This window comes from Virgibacillus sp. 6R (genome assembly GCF_001895305.1).
Classification (GTDB): domain Bacteria; phylum Bacillota; class Bacilli; order Bacillales; family Amphibacillaceae; genus Virgibacillus; species Virgibacillus pantothenticus.
Genome location: NZ_CP017762.1, coordinates 3,653,252 through 3,673,457 on the forward strand (window position 1 = coordinate 3,653,252; position 20,206 = coordinate 3,673,457).

13 protein-coding genes, 1 pseudogene and 2 riboswitches are annotated in these 20,206 nt (G+C 38.7%); of the genes and pseudogenes, 10 read left to right on the forward strand and 4 right to left on the reverse strand.

Going from position 1 to position 20,206, the window contains the following annotated elements:
* The first annotated feature begins 55 nt into the window (after window positions 1-55).
* The 4 genes from BKP57_RS16625 to codA all read left to right on the forward strand — a co-directional run bounded on the left by BKP57_RS16625 (window position 56) and on the right by codA (window position 8,362).
* Window positions 56-847 carry a GNAT family N-acetyltransferase gene (locus tag BKP57_RS16625; protein WP_072742022.1) on the forward strand — a complete coding sequence of 264 codons (792 nt, stop codon included), beginning with the start codon at window positions 56-58 and terminating at the stop codon, window positions 845-847.
* A gap of 873 nt (window positions 848-1,720) precedes the next feature.
* Window positions 1,721-5,293, forward strand: a complete 3,573-nt coding sequence (locus tag BKP57_RS16630) for a pullulanase (protein ID WP_232231205.1) — start codon at window positions 1,721-1,723, stop codon at window positions 5,291-5,293.
* A gap of 534 nt (window positions 5,294-5,827) precedes the next feature.
* On the forward strand, window positions 5,828-7,096 hold the full coding sequence (codB, locus tag BKP57_RS16635; protein WP_050352054.1) for a cytosine permease: 1,269 nt from the start codon (window positions 5,828-5,830) through the stop codon (window positions 7,094-7,096).
* Window positions 7,097-8,362, forward strand: a complete 1,266-nt coding sequence (gene codA / locus BKP57_RS16640; RefSeq protein ID WP_072742024.1) for a cytosine deaminase — start codon at window positions 7,097-7,099, stop codon at window positions 8,360-8,362.
* A gap of 730 nt (window positions 8,363-9,092) precedes the next feature.
* On the opposite strand, the gene BKP57_RS16645 is transcribed toward codA, so the two are convergent.
* Entirely contained in the window at window positions 9,093-10,148 is a 1,056-nt protein-coding gene (locus BKP57_RS16645; protein ID WP_072742025.1) for an acyl-CoA dehydrogenase family protein, read from the reverse strand.
* A 356-nt stretch (window positions 10,149-10,504) separates the two neighbouring features.
* Here BKP57_RS16645 and BKP57_RS16650 point away from each other — a divergent pair.
* The 3 genes and pseudogenes from BKP57_RS16650 to BKP57_RS16660 all read left to right on the forward strand — a co-directional run.
* Window positions 10,505-10,657, forward strand: a pseudogene (locus BKP57_RS16650) (zinc transporter ZupT); the annotation flags it as partial.
* An 89-nt stretch (window positions 10,658-10,746) separates the two neighbouring features.
* Window positions 10,747-10,859, forward strand: a riboswitch (TPP riboswitch).
* Window positions 10,860-11,830: 971 nt separating this feature from the next.
* Window positions 11,831-13,150, forward strand: coding sequence for a PTS galactitol transporter subunit IIC (locus BKP57_RS16655; RefSeq protein WP_198035004.1), 1,320 nt, complete (start codon window positions 11,831-11,833; stop codon window positions 13,148-13,150).
* Between the two features lie 42 nt (window positions 13,151-13,192).
* A complete protein-coding gene (locus tag BKP57_RS16660; RefSeq protein ID WP_050352058.1) occupies window positions 13,193-13,489 on the forward strand; it encodes a PTS sugar transporter subunit IIB in 297 nt (98 codons plus the stop codon).
* A gap of 528 nt (window positions 13,490-14,017) precedes the next feature.
* Here the strand turns inward: BKP57_RS16660 and BKP57_RS16665 are convergent.
* Together BKP57_RS16665 and BKP57_RS16670 are read right to left on the reverse strand one after the other, a co-directional pair.
* Complete coding sequence (locus BKP57_RS16665; RefSeq protein WP_335724832.1) at window positions 14,018-14,605, reverse strand: SCO family protein; 588 nt, start codon at window positions 14,603-14,605, stop codon at window positions 14,018-14,020.
* Window positions 14,606-15,275: 670 nt separating this feature from the next.
* On the reverse strand, window positions 15,276-15,941 hold the full coding sequence (locus tag BKP57_RS16670) for an HAD family hydrolase (RefSeq protein WP_050352060.1): 666 nt from the start codon (window positions 15,939-15,941) through the stop codon (window positions 15,276-15,278).
* 257 nt (window positions 15,942-16,198) lie between these two features.
* On the opposite strand from BKP57_RS16670, the gene BKP57_RS16675 reads away from it, so the two are divergent.
* On the forward strand, window positions 16,199-17,098 hold the full coding sequence (locus BKP57_RS16675) for an acetamidase/formamidase family protein (RefSeq protein ID WP_072742027.1): 900 nt from the start codon (window positions 16,199-16,201) through the stop codon (window positions 17,096-17,098).
* A gap of 315 nt (window positions 17,099-17,413) precedes the next feature.
* On the opposite strand, the gene BKP57_RS16680 is transcribed toward BKP57_RS16675, so the two are convergent.
* Entirely contained in the window at window positions 17,414-17,875 is a 462-nt protein-coding gene (locus BKP57_RS16680) for a DinB family protein (RefSeq protein WP_050352062.1), read from the reverse strand.
* A gap of 306 nt (window positions 17,876-18,181) precedes the next feature.
* A riboswitch (TPP riboswitch) is annotated at window positions 18,182-18,292 on the forward strand.
* A gap of 121 nt (window positions 18,293-18,413) precedes the next feature.
* On the opposite strand from BKP57_RS16680, the gene BKP57_RS16685 reads away from it, so the two are divergent.
* Together BKP57_RS16685 and thiO are read left to right on the forward strand one after the other, a co-directional pair.
* Window positions 18,414-19,028: a thiamine phosphate synthase gene (locus tag BKP57_RS16685; protein ID WP_050352064.1), complete on the forward strand. Its 615-nt coding sequence runs from the start codon at window positions 18,414-18,416 to the stop codon at window positions 19,026-19,028.
* Window positions 19,012-20,127, forward strand: a complete 1,116-nt coding sequence (gene thiO, locus BKP57_RS16690) for a glycine oxidase ThiO (protein WP_050352065.1) — start codon at window positions 19,012-19,014, stop codon at window positions 20,125-20,127. Before BKP57_RS16685 ends, thiO begins: the two co-directional genes overlap by 17 nt.
* The last annotated feature ends 79 nt before the right edge of the window (window positions 20,128-20,206 follow it).

Genomic DNA, 20,206 nt, shown 5'->3' on the forward strand with positions numbered 1-20,206 from the left:
ATATTGAGTACAAGGACAACAAATAGGAAACGTTTTATCTAGGGAGGATATCTGCATGTCAAAGCAAATTAAAATGAGACAATTGACGACCATAGAAGAATTATATGAGATGCAACGTGTAGAGGAAGCAGTTTGGCATGTTCCTCCAACCCCAATTCATCAAACGTATACTGCTTTAAATCATGGTGGAATTCTAATAGGAGCATATGATAAAGCCCAAATGGTTGGCTTTCTTTATAGCTTTGCTGGATTTGATGGTGAACATCCATACTTGTGTTCCCATATGTTAGGCATTCTCCCCGAATATCGTAAAGCAGGATTAGGGTTAAAGATGAAATATAAACAAGCAGAAATTGCTCAAAATCTTGGCTATGCCATGATAACATGGACGTTTGACCCACTTGAAAGCTTAAATGCGTATTTAAACCTGCACAAAATTGGGGCGGTAGGCGTTCAATATAAGGAAAATCATTACGGTAAGTTAGGCGGGAAGCTAAATCATGGACTGCCTACAGATCGGATTCAAGTCGAATGGAGATTCGCTGAGCAAAGATTGGATATGCCTATTGAACTTGATGAAGCAAACATATTATTGCATGCTGACCGAGACGGAAATCCAGTTGTAGCGCAATTATTCTATGATCAATCTAGCTTAGTAAACGATTACTGGTTGGTCGGTATCCCAACCAATTTTCAATCCATAAAGCAAGCGGATGTTTCGCTTGCGATGACATGGCGACTCCAAACAAGAGAAGTCTTTCAAAAGCTATTTGCTGAAGGATTCAAAGCTAGAGATGTTATTCGTAAGCAAACAGAAAACATCTGCTTTTACTATTTTACTAAATAGCGTAGCAGTCACCTGCAAAGTGGAAAAGTCAACTCATCATAAAAAATTCTGAAACGACTGTGTATATCACTTGACAATAAGACATAAAAGATTTTTGGTATAATAATTCATGACTTTGCAACACAAGAAAAGTCCCCTCCTAATTACTATTTTAAACTAGTTAGGAGGGGCTCTTATGTATAATCTACAAAATGTTAATCCGATAACTTTAATATATTAATATCTTTCGTAAAAACGGAAGAAGAGAAACAAAGGTTAAACGGTGAGACTAGTTCCAGTGAATACTTCATGCATTTACTAAAATAAAATTGATTTATGGATATTTTTGTGTTAATCTACAAGCTAAGAAACCGTTTGCACATAATTTTACTAATAAAGTAAGGGTAGCACACTTATTTTTTTGTAAGATATGAAACCACCATGGCTCACCTAGAGCGCGAGCCACCATCTATCGTGAAAAAACTTTTGCTTTATAATGTTTAGATTCTTAAAATACTGTCTAAAATAAATGAGTTAGATAAGTTAAATAGAGTTGTTTTTTCATACAAAAGTATAAAATGAGGTGCTTGGAGATAACGAAATAACCGACTAGCCACGTGCAGCGCATGAGCCCAGCAACGATGCGACTTTAGAAATGCGCCCTACGATAAGGCCTCATCGATTCGTCTCTAAGAGGAAGGTCGACTAAAAACGGGCTTGCCGCTCATACCCCTGTTTTAGTGGTATGATTCCTAAATCTTTAGTTGATTCGTTCCATTCACTACGTTGCTAAACGGGTGCTTGCGCCTTTGTTCGTTATTTGTGCAAACGTTTTACCATAAGGGGAGGAATTACTTTGGCAAAAAAACGAAAAGCACTAGCTATTTTTCCCCATTGCATACAGTAATGGCTAAGGAAGGAGATAGGCAACTACTATTAGGTCCAGTCATCGACAAAGATGGAAATGTAACGTTTAAAGCAATTCACGAGAAGGAACAGCTATACTTGTTAGGTAGCTTCCATGAATGGAATGTTGAAAAAGCAATTGAGATGGAAAACAAGGATGGAATACATACAACTAAGGTTGCATTAAATCCTGGTACATATGAGTATTCATTTTTGACAGATATAACTAATGCGTCCACCTCTTTTGCAGCCCCGTTAAATCCAGCAAAAGATGGTGAAAAATCTATTCTTCACGTGCCTGGGATTATACTTGAACGACTTCCGGAAGCAGTGGAAGCAAATAGCAAGTCCATATTAGAAGGGGAGTTTTTCAATGAAAACGCAAAAACCAACTCTTTAAAGGGGGCAAAATGGACATTAAAAGAAAAAAGAAGTGGTGTGAAGATAATTGATAACGCTTTAATTGTGGATGAGAATGTCCACCCCGATGAAACAATTACTGTTCAGGCAACGTATGATGGTTATATTTCGCAGAAAGAGATAACCATTCAACCGACAAATGAGCAGGCTAAATCCGATGAACAGGTTACACAGACGATTCGTATCCACTATGAACGCGAAGACCAGAATTATGATGGATGGAACATTTGGGTATGGGATGATGTTGCTGCCCCGTCTGAAGGGTGGCCGGATGGAGCAGTAAGCGCTGCTGGCATTGATGAGCATGGTACTTACTACGATATTCAACTAGCAAAAGATGCAGAGAAAATTGGTTTTTTATTTGTAAATAAGCGTAGCGGAGAGCAAACAGGAAATTATCATTTTTCGATGTTAGAGCATAAAGAAATTTTTGTTAAAGATGGTGATGAACAGGTGTATACTGACCCAAACGGGAAAATAGAAACAGCCCTTCTTTTTGGGGAAATTGTATCCAAGGATACGATTCAATTGCGTTTCTCCAGTATAAAAGATTTAGGCTTAAAGAAATTACTAAGTGACATCGTAGTGCAGGACGAAAATGGGAACAAAATAAACATAATCAATGGCAAGAAAGTCGATCAAAAAGTATTAGAGGTTAATGGAGAATTTGCCGCTATTAATACATCACTTACTGTAACTTATGGTGATAAAACGCTAAAACTAACAGACAGTTGGAAGTTAATAGATGAGCTGTATGCTTATGATGGAGACTTAGGTGCAACATTACATACCAACGGGACAGCAACGTTAAAGGTATGGGCACCAAAAGCAGCAAATGTAACCGTTGTACTATATGACAAAGGCAACCAATATAAAGTAATTCGCGATGAAATACCAATGCAACTAGGTGAGCGGGGCGTGTGGGAAGTAAAGCTCAATAAAGAAAATACGGGCTTGGACAATCTTAAAGGCTATTATTATCATTATAAGATGACACATAATGGAAAGACAAAGCTAACTCTTGATCCATACGCAAAATCAATGGCAGCATGGGCAAATCCAGGAAATGGTGGGAAATATTCAATAGGAAAGGCAGCAATTGTCGATCCATCTGAGATTGGTCCAGCATTAAATTTTGCTAATATTGATGGTTTTACAAAGCGTGAAGATGCTATTATTTACGAAGTCCATGTGAGAGATTTTACATCAGATCCTGCGATCGAAGGTGAACTAAACGCCCGATTTGGTACATTTTCTTCCTTTATTGATAAACTGGATTATATTAAAGAATTAGGTGTCACACATATTCAGCTGCTTCCTGTCATGAGTTATTATTTTGCTAATGAGTGGGATAATGATAAGAGATTACTAGATTGGTCATCGACTGGGAATAATTATAATTGGGGGTATGATCCACATAGTTATTTTTCACTATCTGGGATGTATTCTGAAAATCCGGATGATCCTGAACTGCGAATTGCGGAATTTAAGCGGTTAATCCATGAAATTCATAAACGAGATATGGGTGTAGTTTTGGATGTCGTGTATAACCATACTGCTAAAGTTGAGATTTTTGAGGATTTGCTGCCAAATTACTATCATTTTATGGACAAGGATGGTACTCCTCGTGAAAGCTTTGGTGGAGGACGTCTTGGTACGACTCATGCTATGTCACGGAAAGTACTCGTCGATTCCGTCTCATACTGGGTAGAAGAATTCAAAATTGACGGTTTCCGCTTTGATATGATGGGAGATCACGATGCAGAAAGTATTCAAGTGGCTTATGATAGAGCAAAGCAGTTAAATCCAAATATAATCATGATTGGAGAGGGATGGCGAACGTACGTTGGTGATGAAGGAGAAAAAGTGGTGCCAGCGGATCAGGATTGGATGCAGCATACGGATAGTGTTGCTGTTTTCTCCGATGAATTTAGAAATGAATTGAAATCGGGTTTTGGCAGTGAAGGTCAACCAAGATTTCTTACCGGTGGGGCTAGAAACATTCAACAAATTTTTGATAATGTCACTGCAAATCCGCATAATTTTGTCGCTGATGATCCCGGTGATGTCGTTTCCTATATTGCTGCACATGATAATTTGACGTTGCACGATGTTATTGCTCAATCGATTATGAAAGACTCTGAATATCATGAAGAAGAAATCCATAAACGGATAAGAATTGGTAATGCGATGGTTTTAACCGCACAAGGGAAAGCCTTTATCCATGCTGGTCAAGAGTTTGGGAGAACAAAACAGTTTAGAACCGAGACGTTAGAAGCTCCGTATAAATCAACCTATATGACAGATAAAGAGGGAAAACCATTTCTTTATCCATATTTCATTCATGATTCGTATGATTCTACGGATGCTATTAATAAGATTGATTGGAAGATGGCAACGGATAAAGAACAATACCCGATTCAACATGCTACACGTGAATACACAGCAGGCTTAATCAAACTCCGACGCTCAACCGATGCGTTTTCGTTAGGGACTATGGAAAAGATAAAAACGAACGTAAAACGCATCGAAGCCCCAGAAATTCAAGAGGAAGATTTAGTGATCGGATATCAGGCATCGTCTTCTGATGGTTCGGAGGTGTATCAAGTATTTGTAAACGCAGATAGTAAAGAACGTAAACTTACGCTAAAGAATACGTATTTGACTAAAGGAAAAGTAATTGTGGATGCGAATACAGCTGGAACAGAGGAAATTAAGCATCCGACTGGTGTTAAAATAGCAGCTAACCAGATTAAGTTAGCACCGTTAACAACTGTTATTGTAAAGATGAACCATAAAAATGGGGACACAGAGGAGACTGATAATACACATACACCTGGTCACAATGAACCTGGGCAAGAAAAGGAGACAGATAAAGAACAAACGACGGAAGTGGATAAAGATAAAAACAAAGAACGAGGATTGAATCAAGATAAAAATAAAGAACGAGGGAACCAAGATGAAAACAAAGAGCAAGAATTAAATCAAGATAAAAAACAAATGGGTGAAGGAAATAAAGTAACGAAAAAGCAAGGAGAAGAGCTTCCTAATACAGCAACTTCCTTCTACAATTGGCTCTTAGCTGGCTTCATATTCGTTCTTGCCGGTGTAGGGTTATACATTTATAAGCGAAGAAAATAGAACTAAGATTTTTATTTTATATTGATTAGGCGGGGCATAGGTAGATATTTAGTCTAAGAACGAATGATGCACTAATTAGCTTTGGAAATATATGTAGACTCTGCTCGGAAGGAAAGGCCCCGAGTGGTAGTATAATGAGGCTCACCAGCCACCCTAAGGTGCGCGAAGTATATATCCTAAGCGGATCTTTGCACCAGTTATAGTTTTTAGATAGTGCGGATTTACGTTTGATAAAAATACTTTTGTCCTACCCCCATCTACTAAATGGAAAAAATCACCGTAGATAGAAGGTCTTGACGAGACATTCTGTTTTTGTCATAATAAAGAAAAGTTAAATATGGTACCTTTAATTCAGTCCTGTGAGGCTGACAAGGAAACGGATAAGTTGATGGAATTATTGTATAAGCGAATACAACCTATGCGGGTGTATAGCTAGCAATGAATCTATTTAACGAGAAAGGCTTCTTGTCACATTTGGCAGGAAGCTTTTTACTTCCTTTCTGTTTTGGTACCAACAATCAGGAGGAAAACAGAATGAAAAACATCGATAAAGAATTCTCACTGACAGCAGTACCTTCATCTTATCGCAACGGCTTTTGGAAAACACTCGTAGTTATGCTCGGGCTAACCTTTTTCTCGGCTAGCATGTGGTCTGGTGGAGAACTAGGACAAGGGCTATCGTTTATACAATTTATCGCGATTGTCCTTGCAGGTAATCTTATTTTAGGCGCATATACCGGTTTATTAGCATATATGGCTGCAAAAACAGGATTGTCTACGCATCTGCTTGCTCGTTACGCATTTGGGAAGAAAGGGTCTTATCTTGCCTCATTTTTATTAGCTTTTACACAAATTGGCTGGTTCGGAGTTGGAACAGCAATGTTTGCAGTACCAGTACAAAAAGTTACAGGCATTGACATTTATGTCCTCATCGCTGTTGCTGGCATATTAATGACATTTACAGCTTTCTTCGGAATGAAAGCATTGGCTATGATTAGCTTTATTGCTGTACCATTAATCGCCCTTCTTGGAGGGGCTTCTGTTATAAAAGCAACAGAAAGTTTAGGAGGATGGCAAGGCTTATTGCAATATGAACCGGCGGAAACGATGACTTTAGCAGTTGCCCTTACCATTTGTATTGGTTCTTTCATCAGTGCAGGGACATTAACTCCTGATTTCACAAGGTTTGCCCGGAGAAAACGGTCGGCAGTAATTGCTACAGTAGTCGCCTTTTTCATCGGAAACTCACTCATGTTCTTGTTTGGTGCGGTGGGCTCGGTTGCAACTGGTCAAGCTGATATTTCTGAAGTAATGTTCATGCAGAATTTAATTCTCCCAGCGATTATCGTCTTAGGCTTAAACATTTGGACAACAAATGATAATGCTTTGTATGCTTCAGGACTTGGACTTTCAAATATTACCAAAATACCAAAACATAAGATCGTCATTTTTAATGGAATTATTGGGACGCTGGGGGCAATGTGGCTGTATGAGAATTTCGTAGGATTTTTAACTATGCTTGGTTCTGCGTTACCCCCAATCGGCGCTATCTTGTTAGCTGATTTTTTCATCATCCATCGTGGCAATTATCGTGCGTTCCATGAAATGACATTTAAAGCTGTTAATTGGATTGCTTTATTTGCTTGGGGCGCAGGAATTGCCGCAGCGACTTTATTACCAGGCATACCACCAATTAATGCGTTAATTAGTTCAGCAGTCATCCATGTTGCAGGTACCAAGCTTATTATGAGTGCAAAGGAAAAAGAAGTTATGCTTCCTAACACAGAAAAGGTGGGTCACTAATTGATTATAAAAAATGCTACATTACGTAACAAAACAGGATTATGGGATATTTTTATTACTGACAAAATAATTACTTCCATTTCACCAGCTAACGAGGAAATGCAGGCAGATGATGTTCTTGATGTTGCAGGTTCTTTCGTATTACCTCCATTTATTGAGCCACATATTCATCTTGATACAACGTTAACAGCTGGAGAACCACAATGGAATGAAAGTGGCACATTATTTGAAGGGATTCAACGTTGGTCAGAACGAAAACAATCGTTAACGTATGAAGATGTGAAGAAGAGAGCTGTGAAGGCTTTGAAATGGCAAACTGCTCAAGGCATCCAGCATGTTCGTACACATGTAGATGTAACCGATCCAAAGCTAACAGCGCTGCGTGCATTGCTGGAAGTGAAAGAAGAGATGGCGAAATATGTGGATTTGCAATTGGTTGCTTTCCCACAAGAAGGAGTTTTATCGTATCCAAATGGGAAGGAATTGCTGGAGGAAGCGCTAAAGCTAGGAGCAGATGTCGTAGGAGGGATCCCGCATTTTGAATTTACGAGAGAATATGGTGTGGATTCCTTACGAACTGTTTTTGATCTTGCGGAAAAATATGATCGATTGGTTGACATTCACTGTGATGAAATCGATGATGAACAGTCGCGATTTATCGAAGTAGTGGCAAAAGAAGCGTATGAGCGAGGACTAGGATCAAGAGTGACTGCTAGTCATACTACAGCAATGGGATCTTACAATGATGCCTATACTTATAAATTGTTCCGTTTATTAGAAATATCGGAGATCAATTTTGTTTCCAATCCACTTGTTAATATCCATTTACAAGGTCGTTTTGATACCTATCCAAAACGCCGGGGTCTAACTCGTGTGAAGGAATTATTGGAAGCGGGAATGAATGTGTGTTTTGGTCATGATGATATTTTTGATCCATGGTATCCTCTTGGCACAGGAAATATGCTCCAGGTACTTCATATGGGAATCCACGCCTCGCAATTATTAGGCTATGAGCAAATTGTTAATTCTATTGATCTGATTACAACAAACAGTGCCAAAACGCTGAACCTTGAACAGGAATATGGGATTGAGGTTGGAAAGCCAGCTAATTTAATTGTTTTGGATGCGGAAAATGAATATGAAGCGATTCGTAAGCAAGCTGTCGTCACTCATTCTATTCGCAATGGGAATATGATTACTAAAACAACACCGAGTAAAACAAAGATAAATTTAGGAATAGAAGAGCATATCCATTTTACGAGATGAATGTTGAAGATGGAAAATAAAAACCTGCTGGGCTAATCCAGCGGGTTTTCAAATGGAAATAATTATAGGAAGTGAGCTAATCTAAATAAGGGTTGCTTTCAGATGACTTGAGACATAGTAAAAGAGATGCATAAAAGCTTTTTCTCCCATGTTAAGTTAAATAAATTTCTCTTTTACTATTCATTTTGAGCTATTTTTAGTGTATAGGAAACGATAAAAATAGGTGCTTGAGGATAACGAAATAACCGACTAGTCACGTCCGGCTCATGATCCCAGCAACGATGCGCCTTTAGAAATGCGCCCTACGATAAGGCCTCATCGGTTCGTCGCTAAGAGGAAGGTCGACTAAAAACGGGCTTGCCTCCCAGACGTCGGCATACCCCAGTTTTAGTGGCATGATTCTTTATCTCAGTTGATTCGTTCCAATCGCTACGTTGCTAAACGGGCACTTGCGCCTTTGTTCCACTATAGGAAAGTATAAAATGAGGTGCTTATGGATAACGAAATAACCGAATAGCCATGTCCGGCTCATGAGCCCAGCAACTAGGCGACTTCACGAAATCGCCCTACGATAAGTCATCATTGGTTCGTCGCCTCACCGTGATTCCTTTATCTCAGTTGATTCGTTCCAATCGCTACGTTGCTAAATGAGCGCTTGGCCTTTGTTCAAAACAAGCCCCATCTGTAAGCAGATTAAGGCTCTTTACTGCTTTTTTAGAAAGACTCCAGGTCAGCCCTCGTTTTGTGGCATAAGAAATGCGTGCTGGCTAGCTGTATGTAAATCGCGCCAAATACGGTTTATAATTGAGGTTTCTTTTACAGCTTGCATACCAATTAGCCTAAACAATTTGTCTGTTCCCTCTAATATGGTAGACACTGTATTTTTACAGCACGTAGAAAACGCTTTCTGTTGCTTTTTTGTTATCGTATTCTTATCAGTATGTTGTTTCCACAAGCTATCAAGCTGGTGATAAAACATTGCTTTTGCTTGATTCATTTTTTCCGTTGCTGTTTTTAAAACATTGGTAGTAAACGTGAGTCGATCTGTTTGCCAAACAGAGCTTTTTTCTTGAAATATGGCTTTTGTTTCTTCCAGATAATGTTCTCCAATTCCTAGTACGATAGCAGTAAACGATGCCTGTGAAAAAGGAATGAACGGAAAGTCGTAAATAGAATCTTTCAGTTGGTATTGCTTCTTGAAAATGGAAAACGTACGATATGTTGGTACAAATTGTTCCGTAATACGAATCGTATGACTGCTTGTCCCCTTCAATCCCATAGCGTCCCAGTCCTCTATTACTTCTACTTGCTCTGGGCTGAAAATAAATGATAGGAGCTTAGTATTATCTTCTGCATTTAATTTAGCGGTGGCAGTAAATATAGTTGCATATTGAGAACCACTACAATAGTGCCACTCTCCATTTACAATATATCCACCTTCTACTTCTTTTGCTATTCCAGCAGGAAATCCACTGCCAGCAATGACCGCATCTTCAGGAGTATAAAAAGCTGTTGCGGCTTGTTCTGTAAAGTTCGGGGCAAACATGCCTCCACCAGAACCTATCGTCACTAACCAGCCAAATGTCCCATCTATATACGAGCAATGCTGAAATGTACGAATGGCATCGGATAAGGGCAGCATCGCCCCGCCTAACGTTTGTGGCAGGAAAAGCTTGAATAGCTGTTTGTTTATGATAAAAGTTAGCAGCCTTTCGCTTATTGCTTTCGTTTGTTCGCTGTTTTTTACTTCAGTTCGTATCCAAGAGATTTCATTGTTGGTAAACATTCCGGTTTTCCCATCCTTTTGTTTTACTAACAGTATAGCATGCCGAAATACATAAAGTTACGAAAGAATTTTAATATGGAGATCAAGTATTACCTTTTCTTTTAGTGAAACGTCACTGGCTGAAGCAATAGTTCAGCGTAACTTTTATGAGCAGGAATAAATATTTTATTTATTATATAGAATTGTAGTAATGATTCTTTTCTCCGTTAAGAAGTACATTTTTGATGTATGCCTAATTTTCGCTAGTAAATGATAGGACACCATTTTATATTAGTGAACGGATGTTCATGTGATTTTATACACAATAAGCGAATGAAGGTGAAAAAAATCATTTAAAATAAAAGGAGCAAGAAACCGTGGAACAGGACGTATGGATTGCATTTTTACTTACTTTATTTGCGGGATCAGCAACTGGTACAGGAGGTTTACTAGTTTTTTGTACAAAAACGACGCATACGAAATTTTTATCATTTACTTTAGGATTCTCAGCAGGAGTTATGATTTATGTTCCTTGATTGCTATAGTTGTGCAACGAGCTTGACACAACTATCCTCATCCTCTATATTAAAGCAGAAAGATAATACCAAAATACAAGAGAATATTTCACTAGGGGTGCCATTACTTAATGGCTGAGATCAACGTAGAACGTTGGGACTCTTTGAACCTGATCTGGCGTACAAAACCAGCGGAGGGAAGTGACAGTTGATTTATACGGATTACAAGGGTGTACTATACGAATCCAATAGTTAACTTGTACATACATGTCACTTTTCCTTAGCGGGGAGAGTGGCATTTTTTATTCTGGATGTAAGGTGCTCTCCGTCCTTTGCAAAAGCGCAAGGGGCTTACAAACTAATTGGGGGGATAACGGCTGCTAAATTCTTGATTCATTGGGTCTGTAATATATCGTTCTTAGGAGACTAACACGCAAAAATGAGTTTCTTTAAGGACAAGGAAAACTTCGGAAGCAATTCATCGCACGTAGAAAAGCGGTCTTCTTTTTCAAGGGAACTTAAGGTTTTAGCCTTTGTTCCACTATAGGAAAATATAAAATTTTTTTGGTTTATAGTATAAGAAAAACAAAAGGCTTTCGCCATTAGACTTGGCGACAAGCCAAGTTTTTCTAAAAGAATAAGAAAGTATAAACTTAGGTGCTTGGAGATAACGAAATAACTGAATAGCCACGTCCGGCTCCATCGCCCAGCAACTAGGCGACTTCACGAATCGCCCTACGATAAGTCATCATCGGTTCGTCGCAAAGAGGAAGGTCGACTAAAAACGGGCTTGTCGCCCGACGTCGGCATCCCCCTGTTTTAGTGGCATGATTCCTTTATCCTGTAAAAAGGCGTAGTAGACTCCCACTTCAAGAATGGAAGCGGTGAACTAAACAAGTCGAAGTGGGAGGTAACAGCACCTAAATCCCCGCTTCGTTCAAGGGCCTTTAGGTCATACCCTGGTGGTACTAACCATCATCGGGATGGAAGAAAACCCCGCTGATAGAAGGTTCACTTTATCTTTAGTTGATTCGTTCCATTCGCTACGTTGCTAAACGGGCGCTTGCGCTTTTGTTTTGCTTTAATTCGTGGATGATAAACGAAAATTCACTTTATTTGTAACAAAAAAGGACTTGATTAGTTTTAAAGGGTAATTTTTTCAAAAAATGGGGAGGGGGAGAAGAAATTATGCAAGTCTTACAATGGTTTGTTGACTTGGGAGCAAGTGTGATGCTTCCGATTATTATCTTTGTTTTTGCATTGCTATTACGAACAAAGGTGAATAAAGCGTTTCGGGCAGGTTTAACTATCGGAATTGGATTTATTGCTATTAATCTTGTTATTGGTTTATTAGGTGATAGTCTAGGACCGGCAATTGAATCGATGGTCGATCAGTTTGGATTAACGCTTCATGTCATTGATGTTGGGTGGCCAGCTGCAGCTGCAATATCTTATGGAACAGCTTTAGGCAGTTTAACCATTCCGATAGGTATAACTTTAAATATGCTTCTATTAACGATTGGACTTACTCGTACTCTTAATATTGATATTTGGAATTTTTGGCATACTGCTTTTACTGGTTCATTGGTTTTTGCGCTGACAGACAGTTTTGCTATGGGAATAGGGACAATCATTCTGCATCATATGTTATTGTTTTTACTCGGTGATTGGATACAGAAAGATGTTCAATCGTTTTATGGATATAATAATATTACCTTTCCGCACGGTGCATCTGCGCCTTCTTATATCGTTGCGAAGCCTCTAAATTATTTGTTTGACAGGATTCCAAAGTTTAATAAGCTGGAAGCAAACGAGGCCTCCATCCAAAAACGTTTAGGTGTTTTGGGTGACTCTACAGTTATGGGTGCACTTCTTGGTCTCCTCATAGGTATTCTGGCTGGATATGATGTGAAAAATGTATTGCAATTAGCTATACAAATGAGTGCGGTTATGTTGTTGTTGCCACGAATGGTAGCTTTAATAATGGAGGGGCTTACACCGATTTCAGAAGCAGCTGGAGCGTTCGTTAAAAAACACTTTCCAGGAAAAGATTTATATATTGGTATGGATAGTGCGTTAGCGGTAGGGCACCCAATTGTGTTGTCAGCATCGTTGTTGTTGGTACCTATTACTTTACTATTAGCTGCTATATTACCAGGAAATAAAGTATTGCCTTTTACAGATTTAGCCACTATTCCGTTTCTGATTGCTTTAATGGTTCCGGTGTTCAGAGGGAATATAGTCCGCACGATTATCGGTGGTTCCATTTATATTGGGATTGGTCTTTATATTGCAACTTGGGTAGCCCCTTTAGTAACAAGTACGGCGATTCATGCAGGTTTTGATATGGAAAGTTATTCGAATATTTCAGCACTCGTTGATGGAGCTGTTTGGACGACCTTTCCTTTTGTTTGGTTACCGAACGTACTCCATTGGTTCAGTTTTGTATTTTTGGGAGCAATAATAGTTATTTTGATGATATATGTGAATAAAGTAAGATCTAATTAAAATTTGGTAGGAAAATGATAATGTTAAGGGGAGATGGTCATAATGGCAAAGAAAATACTAGTTATATGTGGAACAGGTGTAGCAACTTCCACGATAGTGATAGAAAGGTTAAAGGATTGGCTGGAAAAAGAAAATTTAGCAAATAAAGTGACGCTTTTTCAATCAAGCGTAGCAAATGAAATAGGTCGGTTGGATACGTATGATATGGTTGTTTCAACGACTATTGTCCCTGACGAAAAGAAAGACAAGGTGATTGACGGAGTACCATTGTTATCTGGAATTGGAACAGAAGAAACATATCAACGGATACGTGAAAAGATACTCCAAGAAGATAAGTGAGGAGAGATTTTGGACTAATGATCAGATGAGGAGATAGAATTCCTTTTTACCATGTTATCATTAAAAAATTCCCACTTCATCGATCGTTTATATGATGATAAAATGGGGATTATTAGTATGGTAGATAATTATTTTCTTCAGCGGGGCACCAGGAGTTTCGGTTAGCAGGGATATGTGAGAAGTAACTTAACTATAAAATATTATATATATTAGAAAACTACAATTGTTAAACTCAAGCTTTGTGGTGTATAAAGAAAACTACAAAGCTTGAGTCTTCCACTTTACCTTATTCTGCTTTTCCCATCATAACAGCAATGTGTGGCTAGGTGGTCGCACCCCTTGTGGTACTAACAATCAGTGGGGGATGAATAAAAATCCCCACTGATTGAAGATTCACTTTATTCAAAGCTTGTTTGACATAGTGTAGGGGCGCTGTACAAACCTTGTATCTCATTTATCAGCTACTAATTGAAAGTGAGCAACACGCTAAAAAAGCCCAATATTTTATGATCTACTAAGCTTTTCTTGCTATAAACCTAATTCTTTTAAGTCATCAAAAATGGTATCAATACTATCTGCTAGTACACCGTTGTATTTTTTAATAACTTCCCCTTCCGGATTGATTAAGAAGAAACTGGTTCCATGTGTTACTTGGTCATTTCCTTCAGGTGGAGGAGCGATCATGCTTTTAAATGATTTGATGGAAAATTCTTTAATAGTTTCAAAATCATAGCCTGTTACAAACGTCCAGTTATCCAAGTTTGCTTGATATTCTTTGGCATATTCTTTTAATACTTCAGGAGTATCGTATTCTGGGTCGACACTAAAAGAGACAAATTGAATATTTATGTCTTCATCTGCCGTCTTTTGCTGTAATTTTGCCAAGTTGGATGTCATTGGCAAACATACCGATGTACAATTGGTAAAGATAAAATCAGCAATCCAATATTCGCCCTTTAAATCTTCTAAGGATAGTTTTTCATTATCTTGTGTCGTGAACGTAAAATCGTTTACCTCTTCTGACATATTTGGATCGATTTTCTCTTCTGCGCCACCACAAGCAGTAAGAAAAACAGCTAATGCGAGGAAAGCAACCCCTATATACTTTTTCATCATCAACTTCCTTCCCGTCGGTATTTATCCCGTATATAAGGCGCTGTAAGACTCCCACTTCAGGAGTAGGATAATCTGTACTGCAACAAAACAAGTCTAAGTGGGAGATAACAGCACCTAAATGCCCGATTCGTTCATCTAACAATCAGGATGAATGAAGCCCCCCACTGATTGAAGATTCCCTTTATGAAAACCTCAACTTTTAAACTAAGACTCTTTATGCAAAAAAGAATGAGGTTTTGTCCCGAATGTAACTGGCAGTTCGACCTCCACTTTTATCCTAGGAGGTGAAACCCAAGGAGCTAAGTGAAGATGCAACTGCAAGTTAATTGCCCCGATGTTGTTCAAAGACCTTTAGGACATATTATTGTCGTATTAATCATTAATATTGTGGTAAAAAGATCCGCCCACTGATTGAAGGTTTCCTGTATAACAAGATAACTGCATAGATCATTTTCGCTTCCTGCCTAAAGCGATTTCAACAACTATTCACATTTTAAAACATAGTCTAACAAAATTGTATCAAGTAAACAATTCGGTCGCAATATGATTATGTGAAGGAAAAATGACAACTTGTAATTGTTTTTGAAAAGAAGTTCTTTTTCATACCTTTGATAATTGACCAAAGTTCTAGAAATAATAAATTAGCCAAAAGATGCTGCTAGCAAAAGGGTTATTTTGATTGTGATGCTGTAAACAAATGGCAAACATCTACTAAACTAGTAACAATTCGATATGCTCTGTTTTCCATTTCCTCATCAGGGACGACTAAATCGGGAACGACAATACACTTGATACCTGCTCTATATGCTGCTCGTAAGCCGTTTGGGGAGTCTTCTAAGACAATGGCTACTTCCGGGCTTTCATCAGCACGTTGACATGCTTCCAAGAAAATATCAGGATGCGGTTTTCCTCGTTCTACTTCATCACCGCTCATATAAAAATCAAATCGATCTTTTAAATTTGTCATTGTTAAGTAGCGCTGAATCGTTTCCAGTGAACTAGAAGAAGCAACACACTTTTTAATTTTTCGCTCGTCTAATATATCTAGTAATTCCGTGACTCCTTCCATTATTCTTAAGCCATCCGTTTTTAAGATTTTCTCAGATTCATGGAGATAGTCATCTAAAACAAGGCTAAAGGAAAATTCTTCACCGTATACATCTTTTAATATTGCTTCGTCTTCCTGCTTTCCAGCACCAATTATTTTTCGGTATATATCCAACGTTAACTCATAGTCGGCATTTTTCATCGCTTTTTTTAAGGCTTGGAAAGCAATTCGTTCTGTGTCGAACAGCAAACCGTCCATATCAAAAATCATTAATTTCACTTGATTCATAGAATACCTCCTAAATTAAAGTAATTTTCATAGTTGAATACTGGTGAATGGATTATGAAAACCACTATCTATTATAGCAATGATCTTGATAACCAGCTATTCATTGTATATAGGAGACTGGTGTTTACATTGAGATTGTTAAATAATGAAATGATAGTATAATAGGCATCATGTATCGCTTGAAATATTTGAGTTTTTGAAAAAATGTGTAGGGCAAGCACGAATAGGGCGTAAAATAATGAAGGAGGTATATGGAAATGAAAAAGATTGTTAAGGAAACTTTTATTTTATCCATGTCACCAACAAATAAGCCTGTAGAAACCATTGCTTCAGGGGAAACGGTGCTATTTGAAACGTATGATTGTTTTAGTAACGAAATAAAGAGCGACAAGGATTTATTTCATACAGTTGGCTGGGATAAAATTAATCCAGCAACAGGTCCTGTATTTGTAAAAGGGGCTAGCCCAGGAGATACAATCAAGGTTGATATTCTGGATATTAAAATTGCTCATCAGGGAGTGATGTCGATAACACCTGAGATGGGTGCATTAGCCGGCTGTTTCGCACAAGAAAAGACTAAAATTATATCGATAAAAGAGGGCATGGCTGTTTTTAATGAGACGCTGCAATTACCGATTAATCCAATGATTGGTGTTATTGGTACAGCTCCGTTAGATGAAGATGTGCCGACTGGAACGCCGAAAGACCATGGTGGAAACATGGACTGTAAGCGTATTAGGAAAGGCGCAACGCTTTATTTACCTGTCAATGTCAATGGTGCTCTTCTGGCCATGGGGGATGCTCATGCGGTGATGGGAGATGGTGAAGTTGTTATTTGCGGACTGGAAATCCCTGCCGAAATTACAGTTAAAGTTACTGTTATTAAAGGTCAGCCTTACCCACTTCCATTTTTAGCTGATGATGAATATGTGATGACGATCGCATCTTCAGAAACACTAGATGAAGCTTCCAAACGAGCAACTAAAAACATGCATACCTTCCTTGTAAATGAGGTGAAGATGGAGGAGCATGAAGCAGCAATGTTTTTATCTCTAGGAGCAGATTTGAAAATATGTCAAATTGTTGATCCGCTAATGACAGCGAGGATGGAACTCCCTACTTGGGTGCTTGAAAAATATAATTATAAGTTAGTGTAGGAATATTTGATAGATAAAGGTTGATTAAACAGAGGGTTCAAGCAATCTCTGTTCATGGTGTACTGGTACTATTGAAAAAATGTAAAAAATAAATGGAATCTTCAATCAGCGGGGGCTTCATTCATCCCCCGCTACTTGTTAGTACCACCAGGGTATGACCTTAAAGCTCTTACGAAATGGGGTATTTAGGTGCTGTTATCTCCCGCTTAGACTTGTTGCAGTACAGATTATTCAACTCTTGAAGTGGGAGTCTTACAGCACCTTATACGGAATAAATAATTCAAAAATCAGTGGAGAACCGTCCACTGATGTATCTTATGCTTGTTTTACTGTCAATAAGCTGATCGTATGTAGCTGTCCTGTATGATGTGCTTCATGGAATACGGCAACTTTTGTGAGCCCGCCAATTGTATCTTGACCTAGGAAAGGCTTTTCTAATTTCGTTGCAAAATATTCAGGCTGTAGTTTCATAGCACGGTCGAATTGTTCCTGCAGATTTGCCCTTAATTCTTTCAGACTAGGTACTTCTTCTGGCCAATCAGCAGGTTTTGTTCCATTTCCAAATAAAGAAATATACGTTTCAGGTAAATGCTTGGATTGGTTTGGAAATCCAAATAAAAACTGTTCAGCCACAGTTAATATATGTCCGATATGCCAGCGCACTGTATTATTCAACCCTTCCAGCTGCTTGTCGATAAGCGATTCATCGAGCTTATCCAGTTCTGTAAATAGCATGTTGCGATTGAACGCAAATTGTTCGATTAAATCTTTACTCATGTCCATCCCCCTAAATTTTTGAATTTGAGATTAGTATAACAAAGAAGATGATAGATGAATAGTTTTATACCCATACTTGTATAATGGGAATGTTAATCTATTTAATAACGAACGAGTATACTGCTTTACCAAGTGGCTTGCACAAATGTAGTAAGTGTGGTGCTGGATAATGGAGTTTGAAACCAGATGTAGTTTGAAGCGTGAATCATGATAAAGTGGTCGCAGTTTTCAAACTTAACCGTTTTTTCTGGACATATGCATACAATTGATGTACCTTAGAAGGGAATCAAATAAAAAATGAATATATGAAATCACTAGGGGTGCCATTTTAAATGGCTGAGATCAACGTACAACGTTGGGACTCTTTGAACCTGAACTGGCTAACAAACCAGCGGAGGAAAGTGGCAGGTGGACTATTTTGTATGTGGTACAAGATTGGTCTAACTGGATTCGTGCATATACATGTCACTTTTTCCTTCGCTGGAGAAAGTGGCATTTTTGTTTTTCGTAATTACGTTAGTAGACTATGAGGTGAGCTATGCAATTATATGCTGTAACGAACGGGAAGATGGAGGAAGCGAAATTAGTAGATACCATACAAGTGATTGCTCCGTTTGTAGATCGAATTATTTTAAGAGAGAAGCAGAAGTCATTACAGGGGTATCTAGCTTTTGTTCAAAAGTTGATACAGGCTGGTGTTTCGAGAGAAGTGCTTTGTATTCATAATCATGTTTCTGCCCCAGCTTTGACAGAAGTAAATCAGTTACATTTACCAGAAAATAAGGCCTCGTTAATAGCTGACATGAAAAAATTATCTCCCTCATTACAAGTGGGTGTGTCCGTTCATTCTTTGCAGGCTGCAAGGCATGCCGAACGATGTGGAGCCGATTATGTTATGTTTGGGCACGTTTTTGCAACAGATAGTAAACCGAGAATAAACCCTAGAGGGGTTGAGCAAGTAAAACAATTAGCTCATGCCCTTACGATACCAGTAATTGCAATTGGAGGAATTAAAAACAACAAAATATGTGACTTATCAGGCGCAAATATTTCCGGAATCGCTGTTATGTCAGCAATCTTTAGTGCTTCTAGTCCTCAAACTGCGGCAATGAAATTACGAGAGGAGGTAAGGCGAATTGAAGCAACATCATGAAGTTGTCATTGTTGGTGGCGGAATTATTGGTCACGCTATTTCCTATTCCTTAAATAAAAGTGGTTTATCTGCAATGGTCATCGAAAAGCAGAAGAGCGGCAGAAAAGCAACACGAGCTGCAGCGGGAATGCTCGGAGTACACACGGAAAATAGCACTTCCAATGGATTTTATCATTTTTGTCAAACAAGTAGAAATATGTATAAGGAATTAAGCCGGGAATTATATGAGCTTACTGCCATTGATATTCAATTAGCTCCCAAAGGGATGTTGGAAATTGCTTTTAACGAAAACGAAAAACAAGTACTTGCTGCAAAACAGCAAGCCTTGCCTAATTTAGAGTGGTTGGAACCTCGAACATTAAAAGAAAAGTTCCCGATGTTAGGCGAAAAAGCCATTGCTGCTCTGTATATGGAAAAAGATGGACATGTAGAGCCAACCCGAGTATGTGAAGCTTTTAAACAAGCTGCTGTAGCAAGTGGAGGGGAGGTTCAAGAAGATTGTCATGTCTGGACAATATCTAAACCAACTGATTCTTTTACTTTAACGACAGATCAGGGAATGATAACGGCTGATCGAGTTGTAGTCGCAACAGGTGCTGAAAGTGGACGTTGGTTTACAGAGATGGGACTATCTAATCCAATTGTGCCTGTTAAGGGGGAATGCTTATCGGTTACATCAAACAATATCCAAATCCATGAAACTCTATTCTGTCAGGATTTTTATCTTGTACCAAAACAGGATGGCCGTTATATTGTTGGCGCTACTTCTGATCGTTATAATCACTCTTCGCATGTTTCGGCAGGGGGATTGGAGACATTGCTAAACCGATTATTTTCAGTTATTCCAAAGTTCCGTGAGGCAATGGTGGAATCCTTCTGGTCAGGAGTGCGGCCTGGAACGGAGGACGGGATTCCCGTTATTGGCGAACACCCTTATCTTTCCGGTCTTTATTACGCTACGGGTCATTATCGAAATGGTATATTGTTAGCCCCTGCTACTGCCCAATTAATTAGCGATCTAATGATGAATCAGGAAACGGAATCTGTTATGCAAGCGATGGTCTCACCAGAGCGGCTGAGAGGGGTAGGAAGTAAATAGGGGGAATTTTACTTTTAAACGTTTTTAAGAGGCTAAGCGCCTCATTCCTAAGTAGCGTTCGTAGTAGAATTCCATCCGT

Excerpts from the sequence above, each read along its gene's own strand:
- BKP57_RS16685 (WP_050352064.1), top strand. The coding sequence starts at position 18,414 with ATGCAATTATATGCTGTAACGAACGGGAAGATGGAGGAAGCGAAATTA.
- BKP57_RS16665 (WP_335724832.1), bottom strand. The coding sequence starts at position 14,605 with ATGATGAAAAAGTATATAGGGGTTGCTTTCCTCGCATTAGCTGTTTTT.
- BKP57_RS16680 (WP_050352062.1), bottom strand. The coding sequence starts at position 17,875 with ATGAGTAAAGATTTAATCGAACAATTTGCGTTCAATCGCAACATGCTA.
- BKP57_RS16675 (WP_072742027.1), top strand. The coding sequence starts at position 16,199 with ATGAAAAAGATTGTTAAGGAAACTTTTATTTTATCCATGTCACCAACA.
- BKP57_RS16655 (WP_198035004.1), top strand. The coding sequence starts at position 11,831 with ATGCAAGTCTTACAATGGTTTGTTGACTTGGGAGCAAGTGTGATGCTT.
- BKP57_RS16670 (WP_050352060.1), bottom strand. The coding sequence starts at position 15,941 with ATGAATCAAGTGAAATTAATGATTTTTGATATGGACGGTTTGCTGTTC.
- codB (WP_050352054.1), top strand. The coding sequence starts at position 5,828 with ATGAAAAACATCGATAAAGAATTCTCACTGACAGCAGTACCTTCATCT.
- BKP57_RS16645 (WP_072742025.1), bottom strand. The coding sequence starts at position 10,148 with ATGTTTACCAACAATGAAATCTCTTGGATACGAACTGAAGTAAAAAAC.
- BKP57_RS16660 (WP_050352058.1), top strand. The coding sequence starts at position 13,193 with ATGGCAAAGAAAATACTAGTTATATGTGGAACAGGTGTAGCAACTTCC.
- BKP57_RS16625 (WP_072742022.1), top strand. The coding sequence starts at position 56 with ATGTCAAAGCAAATTAAAATGAGACAATTGACGACCATAGAAGAATTA.